At 44.6% G+C, this 18,963-nt stretch carries 20 protein-coding genes; 3 read left to right on the forward strand and 17 right to left on the reverse strand.

Annotated features, from left to right (window positions below; genetic code table 11):
* Positions 1–2 precede the first annotated feature (2 nt).
* From T408_RS0109250 to T408_RS0109265, 4 genes are read right to left on the reverse strand one after another with little or no spacing between them, the layout of a single operon-like run.
* A complete protein-coding gene (locus T408_RS0109250) occupies positions 3–680 on the reverse strand; it encodes a nicotinate-nucleotide adenylyltransferase (RefSeq protein ID WP_028119660.1) in 678 nt (225 codons plus the stop codon).
* Between the two features lie 14 nt (positions 681–694).
* Entirely contained in the window at positions 695–1,012 is a 318-nt protein-coding gene (locus tag T408_RS0109255; RefSeq protein ID WP_028119661.1) for a YhbY family RNA-binding protein, read from the reverse strand.
* Between the two features lie 20 nt (positions 1,013–1,032).
* The gene (yqeH, locus tag T408_RS0109260) at positions 1,033–2,139 is read right to left on the reverse strand and encodes a ribosome biogenesis GTPase YqeH (RefSeq protein WP_028119662.1); all 1,107 of its coding nucleotides are present in this window, start codon (positions 2,137–2,139) and stop codon (positions 1,033–1,035) included.
* Positions 2,132–2,656: a YqeG family HAD IIIA-type phosphatase gene (locus tag T408_RS0109265; RefSeq protein ID WP_028119663.1), complete on the reverse strand. Its 525-nt coding sequence runs from the start codon at positions 2,654–2,656 to the stop codon at positions 2,132–2,134. Before T408_RS0109265 ends, yqeH begins: the two co-directional genes overlap by 8 nt.
* Before the next feature lie 156 nt (positions 2,657–2,812).
* Between T408_RS0109265 and T408_RS12300 the strand changes: the two genes are divergently transcribed.
* On the forward strand, positions 2,813–2,944 hold the full coding sequence (locus T408_RS12300) for a hypothetical protein (RefSeq protein ID WP_268870443.1): 132 nt from the start codon (positions 2,813–2,815) through the stop codon (positions 2,942–2,944).
* Here the strand turns inward: T408_RS12300 and T408_RS0109270 are convergent.
* From T408_RS0109270 to T408_RS11880, 6 genes are all read right to left on the reverse strand, one after another.
* The gene (locus tag T408_RS0109270) at positions 2,941–3,168 is read right to left on the reverse strand and encodes a YkuJ family protein (protein ID WP_028119664.1); all 228 of its coding nucleotides are present in this window, start codon (positions 3,166–3,168) and stop codon (positions 2,941–2,943) included. The genes T408_RS12300 and T408_RS0109270 overlap by 4 nt on opposite strands.
* Before the next feature lie 96 nt (positions 3,169–3,264).
* On the reverse strand, positions 3,265–4,491 hold the full coding sequence (locus T408_RS0109275; protein ID WP_028119665.1) for a glycosyltransferase family 4 protein: 1,227 nt from the start codon (positions 4,489–4,491) through the stop codon (positions 3,265–3,267).
* Between the two features lie 177 nt (positions 4,492–4,668).
* A complete protein-coding gene (ptsP, locus tag T408_RS0109280; protein ID WP_028119666.1) occupies positions 4,669–6,405 on the reverse strand; it encodes a phosphoenolpyruvate--protein phosphotransferase in 1,737 nt (578 codons plus the stop codon).
* Positions 6,405–6,671 (reverse strand): phosphocarrier protein HPr, encoded by a 267-nt coding sequence (locus T408_RS0109285; protein WP_028119667.1) that lies wholly within the window; start codon positions 6,669–6,671, stop codon positions 6,405–6,407. The genes ptsP and T408_RS0109285 overlap by 1 nt, the downstream gene beginning before the upstream one ends.
* A 133-nt stretch (positions 6,672–6,804) precedes the next feature.
* Positions 6,805–8,388 carry a peptide chain release factor 3 gene (locus T408_RS0109290; RefSeq protein WP_028119668.1) on the reverse strand — a complete coding sequence of 528 codons (1,584 nt, stop codon included), beginning with the start codon at positions 8,386–8,388 and terminating at the stop codon, positions 6,805–6,807.
* Positions 8,389–8,467: 79 nt separating this feature from the next.
* A complete protein-coding gene (locus T408_RS11880; protein ID WP_051444870.1) occupies positions 8,468–9,148 on the reverse strand; it encodes a DivIVA domain-containing protein in 681 nt (226 codons plus the stop codon).
* A gap of 264 nt (positions 9,149–9,412) precedes the next feature.
* Between T408_RS11880 and T408_RS0109300 the strand changes: the two genes are divergently transcribed.
* Positions 9,413–9,613: a helix-turn-helix transcriptional regulator gene (locus tag T408_RS0109300; RefSeq protein WP_028119669.1), complete on the forward strand. Its 201-nt coding sequence runs from the start codon at positions 9,413–9,415 to the stop codon at positions 9,611–9,613.
* A 159-nt stretch (positions 9,614–9,772) separates the two neighbouring features.
* Here the strand turns inward: T408_RS0109300 and mgtE are convergent, their stop codons facing one another.
* From mgtE to T408_RS0109315, 3 genes are read right to left on the reverse strand one after another with little or no spacing between them, the layout of a single operon-like run.
* A complete protein-coding gene (gene mgtE, locus T408_RS0109305) occupies positions 9,773–11,143 on the reverse strand; it encodes a magnesium transporter (RefSeq protein WP_028119670.1) in 1,371 nt (456 codons plus the stop codon).
* Positions 11,144–12,043 (reverse strand): RluA family pseudouridine synthase, encoded by a 900-nt coding sequence (locus T408_RS0109310; protein WP_028119671.1) that lies wholly within the window; start codon positions 12,041–12,043, stop codon positions 11,144–11,146. It lies immediately after the preceding gene.
* 2 nt (positions 12,044–12,045) lie between these two features.
* Positions 12,046–12,879, reverse strand: a complete 834-nt coding sequence (locus T408_RS0109315; protein WP_028119672.1) for an NAD kinase — start codon at positions 12,877–12,879, stop codon at positions 12,046–12,048.
* Positions 12,880–13,167: 288 nt separating this feature from the next.
* Here T408_RS0109315 and T408_RS11440 point away from each other — a divergent pair, with 288 nt between their 5' ends.
* Positions 13,168–13,860, forward strand: coding sequence for a DsbA family protein (locus tag T408_RS11440; protein ID WP_051444871.1), 693 nt, complete (start codon positions 13,168–13,170; stop codon positions 13,858–13,860).
* Positions 13,861–13,905: 45 nt separating this feature from the next.
* Here T408_RS11440 and T408_RS0109325 read toward each other — a convergent pair whose 3' ends face one another.
* From T408_RS0109325 to infC, 4 genes are all read right to left on the reverse strand, one after another.
* Positions 13,906–17,493, reverse strand: a complete 3,588-nt coding sequence (locus T408_RS0109325; RefSeq protein ID WP_028119673.1) for a CAP domain-containing protein — start codon at positions 17,491–17,493, stop codon at positions 13,906–13,908.
* 175 nt (positions 17,494–17,668) lie between these two features.
* Complete coding sequence (rplT, locus tag T408_RS0109330; protein WP_028119674.1) at positions 17,669–18,025, reverse strand: 50S ribosomal protein L20; 357 nt, start codon at positions 18,023–18,025, stop codon at positions 17,669–17,671.
* Positions 18,026–18,064: 39 nt separating this feature from the next.
* The gene (gene rpmI / locus T408_RS0109335; RefSeq protein ID WP_028119675.1) at positions 18,065–18,262 is read right to left on the reverse strand and encodes a 50S ribosomal protein L35; all 198 of its coding nucleotides are present in this window, start codon (positions 18,260–18,262) and stop codon (positions 18,065–18,067) included.
* Positions 18,263–18,310: 48 nt separating this feature from the next.
* Entirely contained in the window at positions 18,311–18,829 is a 519-nt protein-coding gene (infC, locus tag T408_RS0109340; protein WP_028119676.1) for a translation initiation factor IF-3, read from the reverse strand.
* Between the last annotated feature and the right edge of the window lie 134 nt (positions 18,830–18,963).

The following is an 18,963-nucleotide window of genomic DNA, read 5'->3' on the forward strand; positions in this document are numbered from 1 at the left end:
TCCTAAATATCTAAATGATAGAGATCATGCTGATAAATATAGTCTTCAACCTGGCGAGGCACCTGGTAGCGAATCGACTGCTCCAAGTAGACCCGCAGGCGAATCTCGCTGGAAGATAAGTCCACCGTCGGCGTATCCACCCACAAAATAGGATAAGGCCCCTCATAGGGTGCTTGTCCTGGCCTTTGAACGCCCACCAGCTGACAGAGCTGAACTAATTCATCCACACCCCGCCAAGTTGGCAGGTCATTGGCACTGTCCTGACCAATAATAAAGTAAAAATCAGACTGAGGATAAACCTCCACAAAATGGCGCATGGTATCCACCGTATAGTTGGTACCTCCTCGCTGGATCTCGTAAGGCTGTAACTTGAATAGGTCGTTGGAAGCGATGGCTAATTGTGTCATCTCTAGCCGGTGTCTGGAAGCAATGGTCTTCTTACCCGGAGCGTGAGGGGGCTTAGCTGTCGGCATAAACCACACTTCATCTAATTCCAACTGACAACCCACCTGTTCAGCAATCAAGAGATGACCCAGGTGGGGTGGGTTAAAGGTTCCTCCTAGTATCCCAATCCGGTGGCGTTCAAATGGGCTGGGTTTTTTAGCCATTTGGGTCAAGTTGACCGCTTCAAACAAGTCTTCTGATAGTAGGCTAGTGGCTGTTTCTTGGATCTTAACCATGGCTTTCTACTCCTTTATCCTTTGATCTTCGCTAATTCCCGGCTCAAGACCCGGTTCTTCTCCTTGCTAGATGGACGGTAGAAGACCGCCGTTGATCCGATGGTTTGAACAATCAGGCAATCCAGGTCATCGGCAATCACTTGGGCTACTTCATTGACTTCTTCGTCGCTGTTTTGTAGCAGGGTAATCTTAATTAATTCCCGCTTGTCAATGGCTGATTCTAGCTGTTGGCGGAAGGCTTCCGTTAAGCCTTGCTTACCAATCTGAAAAAGTGGCCGTTCTTTGTGGGAAACTTTACGTAAATATTTCTTTTGTGCTTTTGATAGTTGCAAATAGTTCATCCTTTCTAAGGCTAAATAATTGACGCGCGCTTACTCACTGACACGCCTTGATAGGTCCATACATCTAAGTCAACCGCCTGATTGGACGTTAACCAGCCTAAGCCAGAAATCGCCACGTCTTCTTGGCCATTGAGGCGGATGGACTGTTTGACCCATTGGTCACTAGGAACCGCCTGACTTGGCGGGCTCAACAAGTCACCGGCATGCTTCTGGTAGACTTCATCCGCGCGCTCAGTCTTCGTTCGGTGCATATACAAGTCGTTGGCCATATAGAAGGTCAAGGCCGAACGGTCACCTTGAGTGAAGTCGATCCGAGCCAAGCCTCCTACAAAGATCGTCTGCCCTGGATTCAACTGAAAGGTCTTAGGCTTAAAGGTCTTCTTAGGCAAAACGGCTTGTAAATCCTCCCGATTCAAGTAATGGGCCAGTTGACTGGAGCGAATGATACCAGGCGTATCAATAATCGCATGGTCTTCGGTCAGTGGAATCTCAATCAAGTCCAAGGTGGTTCCCGGATGATTGGAAGTCGTAATAATCTCCCGGTCGCCTCCATAGTGTTGGATTAGTTGATTAATTAAGGTCGACTTTCCGACATTCGTGACTCCTACAATATAGACATTCCGGCTTTGAATTTGTTTTTCGATGATTTGGGTCAGGGCTTCTAGGCTGCCCGGCTTCTTAGCGCTAGCCAAGATAATCTCTTGGGGCTTAAGGCCATATTGGGCCAGTTCATGCTGGAGCCAATGCTTGACCCGGCTCAGCTTGACAGCCTTAGGCAAGAGGTCGACCTTGTTGGCTACGACAATAAAGGGTTGGGAGCCGATAAAGCGGTGAAGACCTGAAATAACCGACCCCTCCACATCAAAGATATCGATCACATTAATAATAAAGGCCTCGTCATAGGCAATTTGTGACAAGCGGTCCAAGAAGACATCTTCATCTAAGTCCAAATCTTGTAGTTCATTATAATTTCTCAGTCTAAAGCAACGTTGGCAGTAGAATTCCCCTTTTTCTAAGCCTTTGGCCAAGGCGGAAGCTGGTAGATAACCGGCTTGCTTAGGGTCTTCAGTCTGGATTTGTGTGCCGCAGCCAATACATTGATAATGTGCTCTAGTCAAGCGTATTCCCCCAGTCTTCTTTTGGATTGATGCCTACAATCTTGAAGGCAAGTTTCTCAATGGTTCGGTTAAACCAAGTATAGATATTGTCATGTGGTACCATCGGCTTTACCAAGATGCTCTTGAGATGGTTGCGGTTAGCTCCGATGACATCGGTGATAATCTGGTCGCCGATGACAACCACTGATTCTGGATCAACCGCTAATTCATCAAGGGCATACTTGAAGTACTTACGTCTGGGCTTCAAGGCCCCTGAGCTAAAGTCCAAGTCCAAGGGTTGAGCTACCTTCATCACCCGGTCATAATTATTATTGGATAAGAGGTAGATCCCGATCCCTTCTTGGCGGATTCCTTCCACCCAGTCCATCATCTCTTGGGTGTGTTCATATTGATTCCAAGCCAACAAGGTATTATCCAAGTCGACAATCACCGCTTGAATACCTCGAGCCAGTAGGTCTTGAGGCGTTAGATCATAAGGCGAGTTGATCGTCCATGTCGGCGTTATATAATTCTTCATTCTATTCTCCGTCCTATTATCAATTCAATAGGCCTAGTGGCCAATGCCCCTTCTAGCCCCCATCAAGGACAGACTAGAAAAGAATTTATCGTTCTTATTATACCATACTAGGCCTGCCATGACACTTACTAGACCAGAGTCAAGGCGGATTCTCACTTGACTACTCACATTCACCCAGCGATTCTAGATGGAATGCAAGAACAGCTACCATCACCCTATCAGCTAAAATCAAAAAACACCCAACCAGCCTCATCCAGCCAGTCGGGTGTCCAAGATCTATCTGATTAAGCCAATAATTCGTAAATATCAATGGCGACTAAGTCAATGTCGTCAAAGCGATAAGACTGACCTGTTGCACTCTCCTTGATTTCAAACGACTCTTCCTTAGGGAAGTAGGTTACTTGGCATTTCTCAACGCCTTCTAGTTCAAAACGACGAACTTCCGCTTCTTCTTCAGCATGAGTCATCGCTTCCAGGCGATTAATAATTCCAATTAATACAGAAGATTTCATATAGACGTGCTCCTTTTTTGTAGTCTTCATAACTCTTATAAGTCTCGTGGTATATCTTAACAAACTCATCTCAAAAAGCAAGAAAATATCCTTGATTTATTCGTCTTTTTTGCCGATGAGGGTGTTGCGGATGAGGGCCACCAGATGAGCTTGTACGCGGTCAGCTGGACTCGGTTGACGCTTATCAGGGTGTTGGATTAGATCCAGGTAGAGACTCTCCACCTGGTCTCCAAAACGGTCAGAAGATAACTGATAGAGACGATCCTGGTCGATAGTTGCCCCCTCCTGGCTAGTTAAGCGGGCCAAGGCGTTCTTGACTGCTTGAGGAAAGTCACTGAAGTCTTCATACAAGTGGCCCATCGCTGGATCGGTGATCAGTCCGTCTAAGAATTCATTGCGCTTAGCAATCACTGGCAGACGATTAACCAGAGCTTCCAGATAGGTCAAGCCCTGAGATTCCGACTCACTGGCATTAACATACAAGTCCGCCATCTGATAAAGGCGATCGATTTGATCATGGTCCACCGCACCAATAAAGAGAACTCGCTCTAGACCCAGACTAGAGACCTGGTCTACTAATTCTTCCTTAGCCGGGCCGTCCCCTGCGATCACTAAGTGACAATTACTTTGATCTTGCAAGTGGCTAAACATCTGGATGATCTGGTCGATCTGCTTTTCCTTAGATAGGCGCGAGACGGAGAGGAGAACTTGATCAACTTCTTCTAAGCCGTACTGGGCCCGCATCTGCCGACGGTTGGCTTGGTAGCTAGCTTCATCCCAATCAGGCACTTCAACACCGGTCGGGATAATATGGATCGGACTAGTCAACCCATATTCCAGCAACTTGTCCTGAGTCATCTGGCTAGGCGCAATTACCGCATCCACATGGTTGCAGAACATCTTAGTCAGAACCCGGACATGCTGACCGCTAATTAAGGTCCCATCCATAATATAATGCGTATAATTCTCATACATGGTGTGATAGGTATGAACCAAGGGAATCCCCAAGCGAGAGGCAATATACTTGCCCGCCAGACCCAAGGAGAATTCGGTATGAGTATGAATCAAGTCCAGGTGGTGTTGACGGGCAATCTTCAAGCTACGGTCCAAGCCGCTGTAGGCAATCCGCCGCTCTTCAAAGCTAGCAAAAGGCACACTGGGTAGACGGACCAAACCATTTTGGACGTCAGCTTCCGGGTCCGTAGTGGTAAAGATAATCACTTGGTGACCACGTGCTTCTAGTTGTTCCTTGAGCGTTTGGATGGAGCTGGATACCCCACTGATTTGCGGGAAGTAGGTATCGGTAAACATTCCAATCTTCATGACTGCCTCCTTTCACGGATTTCCCATTCTCCTATCTATTATAAGGGAGTCGGCCCAGAATTTAAACACGAAAATTTAAAATCCCGCGCCCATCCCAGTAAAAACCATAAAATCAAAAAAACCTGAAGCTCGCTAACGCGACTTCAGGTCAAAATGGACAATGTCCTAAATTGTTGATTATTGATTGGCTTTAGCAACGGCTTCTTCAACCAATGCCACTACTTCTTCAGCAGTTGTGCATTCGTTTAAGGCTTTGTCTGCTAAGGCTTCCATTTCTTTGGAATCTAGCTTGCGCATGAGACTACGGGTCTTCAAGACGCTAGATGCACTCATAGAGAACTCATCCAAGCCCATACCCACTAATAGTGGAACGGCTGTCTGGTCTCCGGCCATTTCCCCACACATACCTGTCCACTTACCTTCAGCATGTGAAGCATCAATAACGTTCTTGATTAAACGTAAGATCGATGGGTTGTAAGGTTGGTATAAGTAAGAAACGCGCTCGTTCATCCGGTCTGAAGCCATTGAGTATTGGATCAAGTCGTTGGTACCAATTGAGAAGAAGTCAACTTCCTTGGCGAATTGGTCTGCCAAGACAGCTGCCGCTGGAATCTCAATCATAATACCTACTTCAATGGAGTCGCTAACTTCTTGACCTTGAGTCAACAAGTCTTGCTTAACTTCCTCTAAGATAGCCTTAGCTTGACGAAATTCTTGCAAGGTCGCGATCATTGGAAACATGATCTTTAATTGGCCATGAACAGATGCACGTAGCAAGGCACGTAATTGAGTCTTGAACATATCTTGACGGTCCAAGCAAATACGGATTGCCCGGTAGCCCAAGAATGGGTTCATCTCTTCAGGTAACTCTAAGTAAGGTAATTCCTTATCGCCACCAATATCCATGGTCCGAACAACTACTGACTTACCTTCCATGGATTCCAATACGGTCTTATAAGCTTCGTATTGTTCATCTTCGGTTGGGAAGTCGGTTGAATCCATATAGAGGAATTCTGTCCGGTATAGACCGACCGCTTCAGCGCCATTATTTAAGACACCTTCAACGTCTTTAGGTGTTCCGATGTTAGCAGCGAGTTCAATATGCTTACCATCAGCGGTTACCGTATCCGCATCCTTTAACTCAGCCCATTCAGCTTGTTGCTTAGCAAAAGCATCCTTCTTAGCTTCGTATTCAGCCACTTGTTCTTGGCTAGGATTAACAACTACGGTACCGTCTAAGGCATCTACAATGATCAAGTCGCCGTCTTTAACCTGGCTAGTGATCTCCTTGGTTCCGACAATGGCAGGAATTTCCAAAGAACGAGCCATAATAGCAGAGTGAGAAGTCCGGCCACCAATATCTGTAGCAAAGGCCTTGACATACTTCTTGTTTAATTGAGCAGTATCACTTGGTGTTAAGTCATAAGCGACCACAATCACTTCTTCAGAAATAGTGGCAGGACTTGGTAATTTAACACCTAGTAAAGCAGCTAAGACACGTTCAGACACGTCCTTGATATCTGCTGCCCGTTCTTGCATATATGGGTTGTCTTCCATGGCAGAGAACATAGCAATAAACATATCAGACACTTGGCGCATCGCTGCTTCTGCGTTCACTGAGTCATTCTTGACAACGTCGCGAATTTGACCAGTAAACTCAGGGTCTTCTAAGAACATTAAGTGAGCATCAAAGACTTGGGCTTCTTCTTCCCCTAAAGATTCAGCCGCAATCGCACGGATAGCTGTAATCTCTTCAGTTGCTTGTTGAAGGGCAGCATCCAAACGAGTGACTTCGCCATCAACATCTTCAATCGTTTGCTTCTCGAATGATAGATCTGGCTCAGTTAATAGGTACACGGGTGCAATCGCAATACCATCACTGGCCGCAATACCTTTAATGAAGTTGTCTGACATTATTCTGAAAGACCTTCTTTTTGCATAGTTTCAGTTACTGCTTCGATGGCTTCTTTCTCATCATCACCTTCAGCAGTGATTGTTACGTCTGCACCTTGGCCTACACCTAATGACATAACGCCCATGATAGATTTTAAGTTAACTGACTTACCTTTGTATTCTAAGTTAAGGTCAGAGTTGAACTTGCTCGCTGTTTGAACTAACAAAGTAGCTGGACGAGCGTGAATTCCTGTTTCTGCAATAATGTTAAAATCTTTCTTTTCCATGTGACATTCCCCTTTTAATATATATTAGAGTTTGAAGGCAAACCCTTACACCAATAAGAATACCATTTTTTTAATTATTCGACAATACTTTAGCTATCAATTTTCATTTTCACGTGAGAAAATTCTCAAGCGATTATAATAAACTGGTCAATTCAATGTCTGGATGTTTGTCCTTGAACCAGTTCTCTGCAAAGGTATTTTCAAACAAGAAGACAGGCCGGTCTTCAAGGTCTTTAACCAAAAGGTTACGGCTGGAAGACATCTTCGGATCCAAGTCCTCTGGATCAATCCAACGGGCAATCTTAGATCCCATCGGCGTCATCTCCACTTCGGCATTGTATTCATGCAAGAGCCGGTGTTGGAAGATTTCGAACTGGAGCTGGCCGACCGCTCCCAAGATATAATCCTCGGTATGGTAGGTCCGGTAGACTTGAATGGCCCCTTCTTGAACCAGTTGGGCCATCCCCTTATGGAAGGACTTCTGCTTCATCACGTTCTTAGGCGTCACCTTCATAAAGAGTTCCGGCGTAAACTGAGGCAGGGGCGGGAAGGTCACCGCTGGCTTGCCTGAGTAGATTGTGTCCCCAATCTGAATGGTCCCCGTATCATAAAGGCCAATGATATCACCAGCTACCGCTTCAGTGGCTTCTTCTCTAGTATCAGCCATGAATTGGGTGGTATGGGCTAGACGTAAGGTCTTGCCCGTCCGGTCCAAGGTGACATTCATCCCCTTCTCGAATTCGCCCGAGCAGATCCGGATAAAGGCAATCCGGTCGCGGTGAGCGGGATTCATATTGGCTTGAATCTTAAAGACAAAGCCGGTGAACTGGTCATCTGTAGGTTCAATCAACCGGTCATCCGCCGTCACGGTTGGCTTCGGACTTGGCGCCAAGTCAACAAAGGCATCCAAGAAGGTCTGAACACCAAAGCCGGTCAAGGCCGAACCAAAGAAGACCGGAGTCAGTTGACCTGCCGCAATCCGTTCGCGGTCAAAGTCGTTACCTGCCTCGTGTAAGAGTTGGGCGTCTTCCATCGCCTGGGTATAAATCGATGACTCTTTAAAGTCATAATCCCCAGCAACTTCCCCATTCTCATCCAAGTCAATATAGACCTCAGCCTCATCTTCACCCTTACCGCGTAACTCTACCCGCTGGTTGTAGAGGTCATAGAGTCCCAGTAAGTTCATCCCCATCCCCATGGGCCAATTCATCGGGTAAGCATCAATGCCTAGAACCTCTTCCAATTCAGCCACTAGGTCCAAAGGTTCCAAGCCGTCCCGGTCCAACTTATTCATAAAGGTAAAGATCGGAATTCCTCGGTGACTCGCCACCTCAAAAAGTCGCTTGGTCTGAGGCTCAATCCCCTTACCGGAATCGATTACCATCACTGCCGCATCCACCGCCATCAAGGTCCGGTAAGTATCTTCCGAGAAGTCCTCGTGACCTGGGGTATCGACGATGTTAACCTGGTAGCCATCATAATCTACCTGCATCACGGAACTGGTAACCGAAATTCCCCGCTCCTTCTCTACATCCATCCAGTCGGACTTGGCGAACTTGTTGGATTTTTTGCCCTTGGCCTTAACGGTTCCGGCCTGGCGAATCGCCCCACTATATAGAAGCAACTGCTCAGTAATCGTCGTCTTACCCGCATCCGGGTGGGAGATAATCGCGAAGGTGCGACGTTTATTAATCTTATCTGCTAATGTTTCTTGCATCCTGTATCCTTTCTCGGCAAAAAACCGGATAATAGCTGTCACTGATCAATCAGTTGCCTATTATCCGGCCTTGTCTTGTTTAATTGCTAGCGTTGGCTTGTTTGAAGTCGACTAATTTACTCTTTTCATCAGCTGGGGTCTCCGCCTTGGCTGCCCCTTCATTAGCCATCACTTCTTGGATCAAGCGTTCCAATTCTTGCTTCTCGGCTTCACTCAGGCTGTTGGCAGCTAAGGGCTCGGCCAATTCCAAGTCTTCATCGATTAATTTATCACTTTCATAATCATCGACTTGCTGGATCATGCGGGTGATCTGCTTTTGCGGGTAGATCTTGTCAAAGTCAGTTCCATCTAGAATGGCTTGATATTGGTCTAAGACTTCTTGCATCTCTGCCTTCATCTGCTTCAAGCTATTCTTCAAGAGCGTCCCATTGGTCGCTAGGTCCCGACTAGAAGTAGCAAAGTTCTCCTTATATTCAGCCGCTTGGACTTGCGCTTGGTCAATAATCGTCTCCGCTTCCAAGTTAGACTTCTCGATGATTTGCTCCCCAGTAACGTGGGCATCGATAATACTTTGCTTCAAGGTCTCTTCCATCGCTTGATAGTGGGCCACTTGATCACTCAAGGCCTCACTTTGAGCTTCCAATTCTTTGAGCTTGGCTTCCAATTCATTATACTTGGTCTGTTGTTGGTTCATCCACTCATGGACTTGTCCGCGATTATAACCAAACAAGCTCAAACTTAATTGTGTATCTTGGCTCATTTTTTCACCTGCCTATCTATTCTACACCTGTCCTTAAATTATACTTAAAAAATTCATAAATGTAAACACGACACCACTAAAACTGACAAAAAGACCCTCTGGATCAATAAAACGTATTCATGGACAAAAACTTTGCCATCGATACACAGAAAGATTATAATTAAGTCCGACGCGGTTGATACCGTTTCGGGCTTAGTCTGATTGACGATAGTTATTTCAAGGAGCACTAGCTTCAAGTTATTTTGATTTATGGAGTGATGTTAGATGAATAAAGTGAAAGAAAAGCGCCAATCCGCGCAAATCTCTCAACTTGACCTTGCTCGAAAAACTGGATTGAACCCGCAAATGATTAACTTGATTGAAACCCAAAAGTTTCAACCTTCACCAACCATTTGCCAAAAAGTAGCGGACGCCCTCAACGAGAGCATCCACGACTTGTTCTTTTCCATTAATCAACCAAAATAGTTTTCCACAAGGTTCAAGAACTTTATAGACAAGCAATTATTGATCGATTATTCGCTGGCTCCGTCCAGCCGAGCGCACCTAGCTGATGGCGGGTGCGCTTTTTTGTCGCCTAAAACTCTTAAACAGCAAAAAAGCCCTCCACCAAGGAGAGCACAAACCCTAGCCAATCAAGGCCGAGAGGAAAAACTGGGCAATCGAAAAATAAATAAAAACAGAAGTCAAATCAGATAGCGTCGAGATAAAGGGCCCCGAAGCTACCGCTGGGTCAAAGCCCAAACGGTCCATCAGCTTGGGAATCAAGGATCCGGCCAAGTTGGCGACAACAATGGCTGACATCATCGCAATCCCAATCGTAAAACCTAGAATCATGTTGCCCTGCCAGACAATCACAATCCCAAAGACCGCCAGCCCCACTACCAAGCCGGTAATCAAGCCCGTAATCAACTCAAAGCCAACCGAATCAAAGAAGTGATCTCCTTCGTCCTTGTTGGTCAACTTGCGGACCGCTACCGCCAAGGATTGGGTACCAGCATTCCCCGCTGTTCCAGTAATCAAGGTAACAAAAGCCGACAAAACAGAGACTTCCTCAATAAGTTGCCCGTATTGACTAATCAAGGTTGAGGTCCCCATCCCTAGAAACAATAAGGTAATCAACCAAGGCAAGCGACTCTTGGCAGCCGACAAGGGGTGGTGGTGACTCTCACTAACGTCAACGGCCGCCAACCCGGAATAGTCACTCTCAGCTTCTTCTTGCATGACGTCCAAGATATCATCAACAGTGATAATTCCCTGCAGTTCCCGGTCAAAACCCACAACCGGCAGCGCCAGCAAGTCATAATCTTGAACCTTTTGCGCGACTTCTTCTTGGTCATCATTGACATGAACCGTAATCACCCGTGGCGACATGATCTCTTCAATTAACTTGTCTTCAGCATTAACAATCAAGTCCCTTAAGGAAATCACACCCAAGAGTCGGTTCAGTGAATCCACCACATAGACATAATAAATGGTCTCAGCTAGTTTGGCTTGTTGACGAATATAATCATAAGCCTGGGCCAGGGTCCAAGTGGCCTGGACGGCAACATACTCAGTAGTCATAATCGACCCGGCTGTCTCATCCAAGTAATTCATCAATTGGCTGATCTTACGGCCGGATTCCACCGGCATCAAGTGTAAGTACTTAGATACTAGGTCCGGATCTTCCAACTGGTTCATCAAGTCGACTGCATTATCGACATACATACTATCCAAGACGTCAGCAGCATATTGGTCATTCATCTCTTCCAAGTATTCTTCCAGGGCTTCTTCATGCTCTTCTTCCATGGTGTCCAGCATATCGGCCACTTCCTTGGCCGACAGGTAACGGTAGGCCTGGTCGCGTTCTTCCTGGTTCAAAGCCATAAAGGCTTGACCTTGGTCGTAGAAGTGTAAGCTCAAAAAGACTTCACGAAATCCTTCCAAGTCCTCCGCTTCCAGAGCCTTGACCAGCAAATCGAGGATTTCTTCATGAGATTGTTCCTTATATTCCATCTAATTCTCCTTTATTCTATCCTGGTCCACCCAGGCTTGCATGTCCTCTGGTAATGATAGTTGAATATCCATAGCTTGGCCAGTAAAAGGCTGTTCCAAAACCAGGCGGCAACAATGCAAGGCCTGGCGGTTCAACTTGGGATACAAGGGCCCACCATACAAGTCATCCCCTACTAAGGGACCGCCTTGATGGGCTAGGTGGACCCGAATCTGGTGGGTCCGACCCGTATGAAGTTGCAGACGTAAGAGCGCCGACTCTTTCAGGCTTTCTTCCAACCACCACTCGGTCTGGGCCGACTTACCACTAGGATGAACCCGGCGGGTGATCAAGGAATCCTTACTACGGGCAATGGGCGCATCAATAAAGCCCCTAGCCTCCCAATCACTTCGACTAGAGATGGCCTGGTAGAACTTGTGAATCCTACCAGCCCGTAACTGGCGGTCTAGTAAGGCATGAGCCAAGCGGTGTTTGGCTAGAAGCATCAGTCCACTTGTATCTCGGTCTAGTCGCGTAACAATATGAATGACTTGGTCGGCGTAACCTTGGCGTTGGTAGTAGCCCTTTACCCGATTTGCCATCGAAATATCCGGGCATTGAACCGAGGGAATCGAGACGCAATCGCTGGGCTTATTGACAACCAACAAGTCCCGGTCTTCATAGACCACCTCAATCGGTAAGTCGGAAGCTGGAACGGTATCATGCCCTTCTTCATCGGGCGCCAGTAAGGTCAAGCGGTCACCCGGATGGATAGCGTAGCGGACGGTCGCAAACTGATCATTCAAGCGCACCCCACCATGAGCCTTCACATTAGCGACAAAGCGTCGAGGCAAATCTAAATCCAAAAGAAAACGCCGAATCTCAATCGGTTCGGCTCCTCTATAAGTCCAATCAAATCTCAAAGTTAATCCCTCTTTAATTCATCTTTTTTGTTGCCGATAAAGGCATTTTCCACCCGGTCCCAATAGTGCATATGGCGGAAGCTAGCAAATTGAATCCGCTCACTCGCTATTTGAAGGCGAATACTAGCTATCTCTACTTGATGGTCCACAAAGTTATCCACAGCTAGAGTTACATAGCGGGTCCGGTCTGTAGGCTTGATCACAAACCACTCATCCCGGGGAATGACCATGGGTGAATTCATCGACCGGTAAACCCGGTTATTAATCGCCCCCATCTTGGTTAACTGGATCGCTTCAACCCGGGGGTGAATGACAGCCCCACCGTGAGACTTATTGAGTCCCGTTGACCCGGTCGGTGTGGAAATACACAAGCCATCGCCTCTAACCGTCTCAAAATACTCATCTTTGACTAAGATGTCACAGACAATAGTGCCATGATGCGGTCGAATCGAAACTTCATTCAAGGCCAATTGACGGCTGGTCCGGCCATCCTGGTAGTCGATCGTTGCTTCCAAGAGCGGATAGGAGACCGAAGACCCTGAGCTCTTGGACAAGTCATCCACCAAGGTGTCAATCTCTGTATCCAACCAATCCGTATAAAAGCCCAGATGACCTGTATGAATCCCGATAAACTGCACCGTATTCAATAAATGCTTGTATTCATGGAAGGCTGACAAGAGGGTTCCGTCGCCTCCAATCGTAATAATATAATCGGGAACTTCTTGTTTATCTACCAAAGTTAGGTTAGAACAAGTAGCCATCTTCTCAATCAGCTCTTGCTTTAATTCTTGGGAGGCCTTTACTTGATTGGCAAAAATCAATATTTTCTTAGACATGTCCGGCTCCTTTCCAATGAGTCTACTTCTCTACTAGTTTACCACATAATGGGCTAATTAGGGACAGGGATCCCTGGTGGATAACCTGGCATTTAGCGCTAATGTACGCTCTAAATTCAAGAAGGCCTATCATTTGACGCCTTTGGATAGGAGCTATATAATCATTAATAGATCAAAAGGATTTCAATAAATATATTTAGATTAAGCTTTAAAGATAGCGTATCTAAATATCTGTTTTATATATATTAACCTATTAATTTTTTGGTATTGAATAAAGGAGGTTCTTCTATGCCTTTGCCTAAATATCGACCTGAGTATAGATACAATGGCAAGCCAAACTTATTTGAATTTTATTTATTCATCAATCCAATCGGACAGCGATGTTATCGCTGTGAGAAGGATTTAACCGATGCCTTTCGATTGATCGCACCCCAAGTGGTGGATTTTCATATTTTACCCTTTCACAATCAAGAGACTACCCGTCTCTTCATGAACCGGTATCCAGAAGAAGGTAAGACCCTAGCCCAGCGTAACCGCTATTTCCGCCGCATCTACCTAGCCAGTCTGGCCTATAAGGCGGCAAGCATGCAGGGCAAGCGGCTGGGTCGCAAGTTTCTCTTCCAAGCACAAGAACGCTTTGATGATTTGAGAGCTTGCCAAAGTGACCAAGAAGTCAAGCAAGTGCTAGAAGAGATCGCTCGCAGCGTCCACTTGGACTTAGAGATCTTCTCTAGTGACTTAACTTCAGACTTTGTCCGTGAGCTCTTCCTAAGAGACCAGAAGATTGCTCACGAGATGGGCGTCAAACATACCCCATCGCTAGTTATCTTTGAACACCAATCAGACAGCGACGGCATCCGCTTAGAGAATGCGATTGACCACGAAGCGGTCTTCAGAGAATTGGACCAACTCTTCGAGTCCAACTCACAAGAGATTCAAGTGGCAGACAACCAGAAGATCATCTCCTGGGATTTCTGTTAACTAGCAAAAAGCATCCGAACAATCGGATGCTTTTTTTGGTTGGGATTATTTAAGAACAACGCCGTAGTAACCTGATGCAGTAACTTCAAAGCTTAATACCTTGATCAAGCGTCCTGCTTCATCTCTTGATTCTTCAACTTGGAAGTCGAGGGTCTCAAGAATCTCGTCTTGATCCACGTCATAACGGACCACTTGGTCCACCTCTTCGCCTTCCTTGAGAACCAGTTCAGCCCGAGCCGGTTCACTTAAGGTTTCTTGGCTGACGTCCTTGAAGACTAATTGCACTTCAAATAAGTAGGCAAAGCGCTTGGCTAAGTCTTGACTAAAGTCACCTTGGGCTTGGAGGTAATCTTGGATCAGGTGGGTCACTAACTGCGAGAAGACCTTGTCTGATAACTCTAGATAGAGCTGGCCTGGTAACTTGGTTGAGGAGGCTGTGGGGCTGATGTGGTAGTTAACAGATTGATCAGCTGAAGCAAAGTGATTTTGCTGGGGGCTCAGACCCTCGCGGTCCTGGCTACCTTGGGCGATCACTCGACGCTTGGAACTAGTCGTTTTAGTCAGTGGTTCCCACTCCCAATTGGTCTTGGAATTAGGCCAAGTTGGAGTATAATTTGTTTCTTCTTTTGGTTTCACTTCTTTTTCTGTCTCTCCCGGTTTCTCTTCAGGAATCGCTTCTTCTGGTTTGACTTCTTCGGCTTCAACTGAAGTTTGACCATTTTTTTGAAATTCTTTATAAATATCCGCTAAATTACCTTTAGACTCAATATTTTGACCACCCACACCCGCATTGTCAGAATTCAATACTTCTGGAACAAATAATAATCGTTTGCTATCGTCTATATACTCAATATTCTTGGTTTGAATTTGAAAAGCGATGTTACTATATCCTTGTTTTAAAGGTACAATATCATATTCATAAACCGCCACATTCGGTTGTTCCTTAATATATTCGGCAAATTCATTGGCTACTTGATAACTAGTAAAATGAAAATTATCGGGATTCCAGCGACTTTCCAGACGATTTTCTCCATAGGAAAGCAGATATTTGTCACCAAACTTGATAATGTCATAATACCAACCTGGATTGCCTTCAACGTAAGCCTCTCCAGCAGCTATCGCATCTTCTAACTGACTATAATTAGCTGCTTTCTTTGATAATTTATCATCATTTTTCATTGTTAAGTAGAAGTTCCCAAGTTTTAAAGATAAATTATCTTTATATTTCACTTCATCTTTAGTTACTTGAATAGCTGTTGCACCAGGTTCTGCATCCAACCTTTCTTTGATTTGCTTGAGTCGGAACTCTTTCGGGAAAAAGACTTGGTTGGGATCAAAAAATACTTGCCCTCTTAATGTGCCCTCTTTATCGCGGTAACTATGGTCCTTAATATCAATACCTTCTGGTAAGTCTGCTATTAATAATTTATCTTCTTCTGTGGCCCATTTTCCTCGAGTAAAATCTTCAGAATAAGATTCCTTGAAATGATCCCAGTATTTAGGGTAAACATAAGCATAATAAGGATTACCTGCCATATGAGCTTGGCGTTCAATTCTTCCAGTAAATAGAGCCAAATAATCATCCGGAGTCTTAATATTTTTAAGTACTGTATCAGAAAATAAATTTTCAGCCTGCTCATATTTAGCGTAATCTGGCAATTGGCTGTAATCAGATAATAAACGTTTTAACTCCATTTCAGCCAGATTTTTTTCTCCATAGAGATTGGGTGTGTTTTCTCTCTTATAAACATCAATTAAATAACTCGGGCCTTCACCTAAGAAAGGAGTCGTATAAGCTAAATCTCGATAAGGAGCATGACTGCTTCCATCTTTGCTGATAAATTTATCTCTTCCGCTATCTGAATGCCAATTATAGTCTAGATTCTCTTTTATGAGAGGAGTTCCCTCCAAGATTCGAATATGGCCGTTGACGTCTTCTTCATATTTCAATCCCCGAATTTTATTCAACAAATGATTCCGATATTGATTAAATCTCTGGCGATCTTCCTCACTTGTTACCCCATATATAAATGGATTGATCAGCCATCTTTCAATGTATTCCTTACTCGTCTCATCTAAATCACGCTTCTTAGAAAACCATACCGTATAAAGTGTTTGATCTGAATGGTTTGTAGGAAAGACATCATAGTAATAGTCATCACTGCCTTGAATACTCACAATTGCTCGACCGTATAATTCGGCTGAATCTTTATCTTTAAATACATTTTGGCGAACCCGAGCAAACTGATCATTAATATCTCCCGTTGATTCTAGTGGAATTTCAATATAATTAAATTTATCTTGTTCGTAGGAAACCAAGAATTTCAATGCTTTTTGGTCATTTCGTTTAATGGTTAATTCATTAAAGCTACCTGGCTGAAAATCGTGATCCTCTCCATTTTCTTTAACAAATAAGCGATGAATTTCTGCCTTTAATGATTCGTTTAGATAGTCATTATTATCAGGGAAATGATAATCTCTCAAGGCTCTAGCTAGTTCTTGCCATGAGTACTGACCCTTTGGTTGACTATTGAAATTGTTGTCGTTGTTATCATTCAGATACTCGGATAAGCCATCAAGAATAATTTTTGCCTGCTCTTCCTTAAATTCAACCTCTTGATTAGTCATAGGATTAGTCTCAGACTGACCGACCTGAGCTTTGACAAAATCACGGAAGGAAGCTAGAGTGGTCCCGTAAATCGGTCCATCCGTTGAGGAAATCTTTTGGTCGGATCCATAGTACTGCGTTAAATGAATATCAAAGCCATCATACAAATCTAGGTCCATTATCTGTCTAATGGTATGGCCTTGGTCATCTTTTAGGCCATCATTATGGTAATCTCCGATCAATGTTGTTGGCGTTAGCTTAAGGCCGATCCCAGTCAAGTTCCAATCCTTAACTAATAGTTGCTTCCGGTGGCTAAACATAGGGTCACTAATATCTAAGAACCAACGGTTCACTAGATCGTCAGCTAATTGACGGAAAGATTTATTTTTAAGATCTATCGTCTTCACCGAAGTCTTCAAATGGTTAGCAGAGGCTAGAATTTCCTGATTATTGACGTCCAATTGCTTAAAGTTTTCCTCTCTGGCTAACTTGCCGTCTAAGGCGTGAGGATTTTTATACTCTTTAATAAAAGCTGGACTGGTTGGTTCTTTATTGACTAACTTCTTAGCAGCAGCTTGTAGGCTATCATCTATTTCTAAGCTCGGCAGATTATTGAGTCGTCTTAATTCATTAACCGAATCCTTGACAGCCACCCCTAATTCCGTTTCAAGCTCTTCAAGTGTAATTGTTTTATTTTCTTGAGAAGTGCTCAAACTGGTGCCTTCTACAGTGGAATTATCGGATCCCGTTGGTTGTGAGCTGATAGTTGGTTTACTCTCTTTGCTCTCTTCTATAGGAACAGCTGGTTTTACTTTCTCTTCACTGGTCGCTTGACTGTCATTATTTGGACTGGTATTTTCTATTGGTTGGCCCGCTTCATCAGGTACCCCCTCCATATTTGGTTGCTCGACAGTGATCGCATCACTAATCTCCCCCTCACTCGCCTGCACCATTAAGTCTTCATAACTAACCCCAGCTACTGTCATCGCCGCCAGGACAAAGGCTAATCGATAATGTGACTTCATCTGTGTACTCCTTTAATTTTAATGATCGTTTTATTCTAAATATAGCACAATAAAAAATTTATGGTCACAAGTCTTCCTGAAGTGTCGATTTTTGCCCCTGAACGGCAGATCGGTCCCAAAAATTCCCAACAAAAAAACCAGGTACCTAGTACCTGGTTCAAACTTGATATAATGATTAGTTTAATGCACCTTTAGCTTGTTCAACTAATGCTTGGAAAGCTTGGCTATCGTTAACAGCGATGTCTGCTAACATCTTACGGTTGATTTCGATGCCTGCTTTGTTTAAGCCGTTCATTAATTGGCTATAGCTGATGCCGTTTTGGCGAGCAGCTGCGTTGATACGCGTAATCCATAGACGACGGAAGTTACGCTTTCTTTGCTTACGGTCACGGAAGGCATACATTCCAGACTTCATGACTTGTTGTTTAGCTATCTTGTAAGAAATGCTCTTCGCTCCGTAATAACCTTTTGCTAATTTAATTGTACGTTTACGACGTTGACGGGTAACTGTACCACCTTTAACACGTGCCATTTAATTTCCTCCTTAGTAGTCGATATCTCTAGTGTCGTCTTATAGATGAGTGATCATTTGCTTGATACGCTTTTGATCAGATGGGTGTACTAACGCTGATTTAGCGAGTTGACGACGTTGTTTCTTTGTTTTGCTGTGCATCATATGGCTTCTGTATGCGCGAGAACGTTTTAATTTACCAGTTCCAGTTTTCTTAACGCGCTTAGCTAATCCACGGTGTGTTTTTTGTTTTGGCATGATGAGTCCTCCTAATATAATCGTTTAGTATGTGTATCTAGGGAATGGTTATTTGTCACTGATTGGCGCAAGGATAATGAACATGCTGCGGCCTTCCATCTTCGGCTTAACCTCAACAGTTGCGATATCGCTTGTGTCATCAATAAAGTCTTCCAAGACATCACGTCCTAGGTCTTTATGGGTAATTGCCCGACCTCTAAAGCGGATGCTGGCCTTTACTTTATCGCCTTTTTCTAAGAATTTAACGGCTTGACGAAGTTTCGTCTGATAGTCGTGGTCTTCAATAGACGGGCTCAAGCGAACTTCCTTGGTATTCACAGAGCGTTGGTTCTTACGTTGTTCCTTAGCCTTCTTCTGTTGCTCATAACGGTACTTACCATAGTCCATAATTCTAGCAACAGGCGGTTTAGCGTTAGGCGATACAAGAACCAAATCCAATTCAAAAGATTCCGCAATCGTTAGGGCATCTTGCAAGGACTTAACTCCCACTTGTTCACCGTCAGCACCTACCACGCGCAATTCTTTTGCACGAATCTGTCTATTGATTGGTAATTCTTTAACGATAATTTTCCACCTCCATAGTTGTTTAGAGACAAGTAAAATAAAAAAGCAAGTCTATGATCCATAAACTCGCCGCTCCAAAAAAGACAAACTTCCTCCCAGAAGTCTCATCCTCTATTTGCCAACAAGAGTCATCCTGC

The sequence above is a fragment of the Hutsoniella sourekii ATCC 700629 genome (assembly GCF_000518205.1).
Lineage (GTDB): Bacteria > Bacillota > Bacilli > Lactobacillales > Aerococcaceae > Hutsoniella > Hutsoniella sourekii.

Excerpts from the sequence above, each read along its gene's own strand:
- T408_RS0109250 (WP_028119660.1), bottom strand. The coding sequence starts at position 680 with ATGGTTAAGATCCAAGAAACAGCCACTAGCCTACTATCAGAAGACTTG.
- T408_RS0109265 (WP_028119663.1), bottom strand. The coding sequence starts at position 2,656 with ATGAAGAATTATATAACGCCGACATGGACGATCAACTCGCCTTATGAT.
- T408_RS0109270 (WP_028119664.1), bottom strand. The coding sequence starts at position 3,168 with ATGAAATCTTCTGTATTAATTGGAATTATTAATCGCCTGGAAGCGATG.
- T408_RS0109275 (WP_028119665.1), bottom strand. The coding sequence starts at position 4,491 with ATGAAGATTGGAATGTTTACCGATACCTACTTCCCGCAAATCAGTGGG.
- ptsP (WP_028119666.1), bottom strand. The coding sequence starts at position 6,405 with ATGTCAGACAACTTCATTAAAGGTATTGCGGCCAGTGATGGTATTGCG.
- T408_RS0109285 (WP_028119667.1), bottom strand. The coding sequence starts at position 6,671 with ATGGAAAAGAAAGATTTTAACATTATTGCAGAAACAGGAATTCACGCT.
- T408_RS0109290 (WP_028119668.1), bottom strand. The coding sequence starts at position 8,388 with ATGCAAGAAACATTAGCAGATAAGATTAATAAACGTCGCACCTTCGCG.
- T408_RS11880 (WP_051444870.1), bottom strand. The coding sequence starts at position 9,148 with ATGAGCCAAGATACACAATTAAGTTTGAGCTTGTTTGGTTATAATCGC.
- T408_RS0109300 (WP_028119669.1), top strand. The coding sequence starts at position 9,413 with ATGAATAAAGTGAAAGAAAAGCGCCAATCCGCGCAAATCTCTCAACTT.
- mgtE (WP_028119670.1), bottom strand. The coding sequence starts at position 11,143 with ATGGAATATAAGGAACAATCTCATGAAGAAATCCTCGATTTGCTGGTC.
- T408_RS0109315 (WP_028119672.1), bottom strand. The coding sequence starts at position 12,879 with ATGTCTAAGAAAATATTGATTTTTGCCAATCAAGTAAAGGCCTCCCAA.
- T408_RS11440 (WP_051444871.1), top strand. The coding sequence starts at position 13,168 with ATGCCTTTGCCTAAATATCGACCTGAGTATAGATACAATGGCAAGCCA.
- T408_RS0109325 (WP_028119673.1), bottom strand. The coding sequence starts at position 17,493 with ATGAAGTCACATTATCGATTAGCCTTTGTCCTGGCGGCGATGACAGTA.
- rplT (WP_028119674.1), bottom strand. The coding sequence starts at position 18,025 with ATGGCACGTGTTAAAGGTGGTACAGTTACCCGTCAACGTCGTAAACGT.
- rpmI (WP_028119675.1), bottom strand. The coding sequence starts at position 18,262 with ATGCCAAAACAAAAAACACACCGTGGATTAGCTAAGCGCGTTAAGAAA.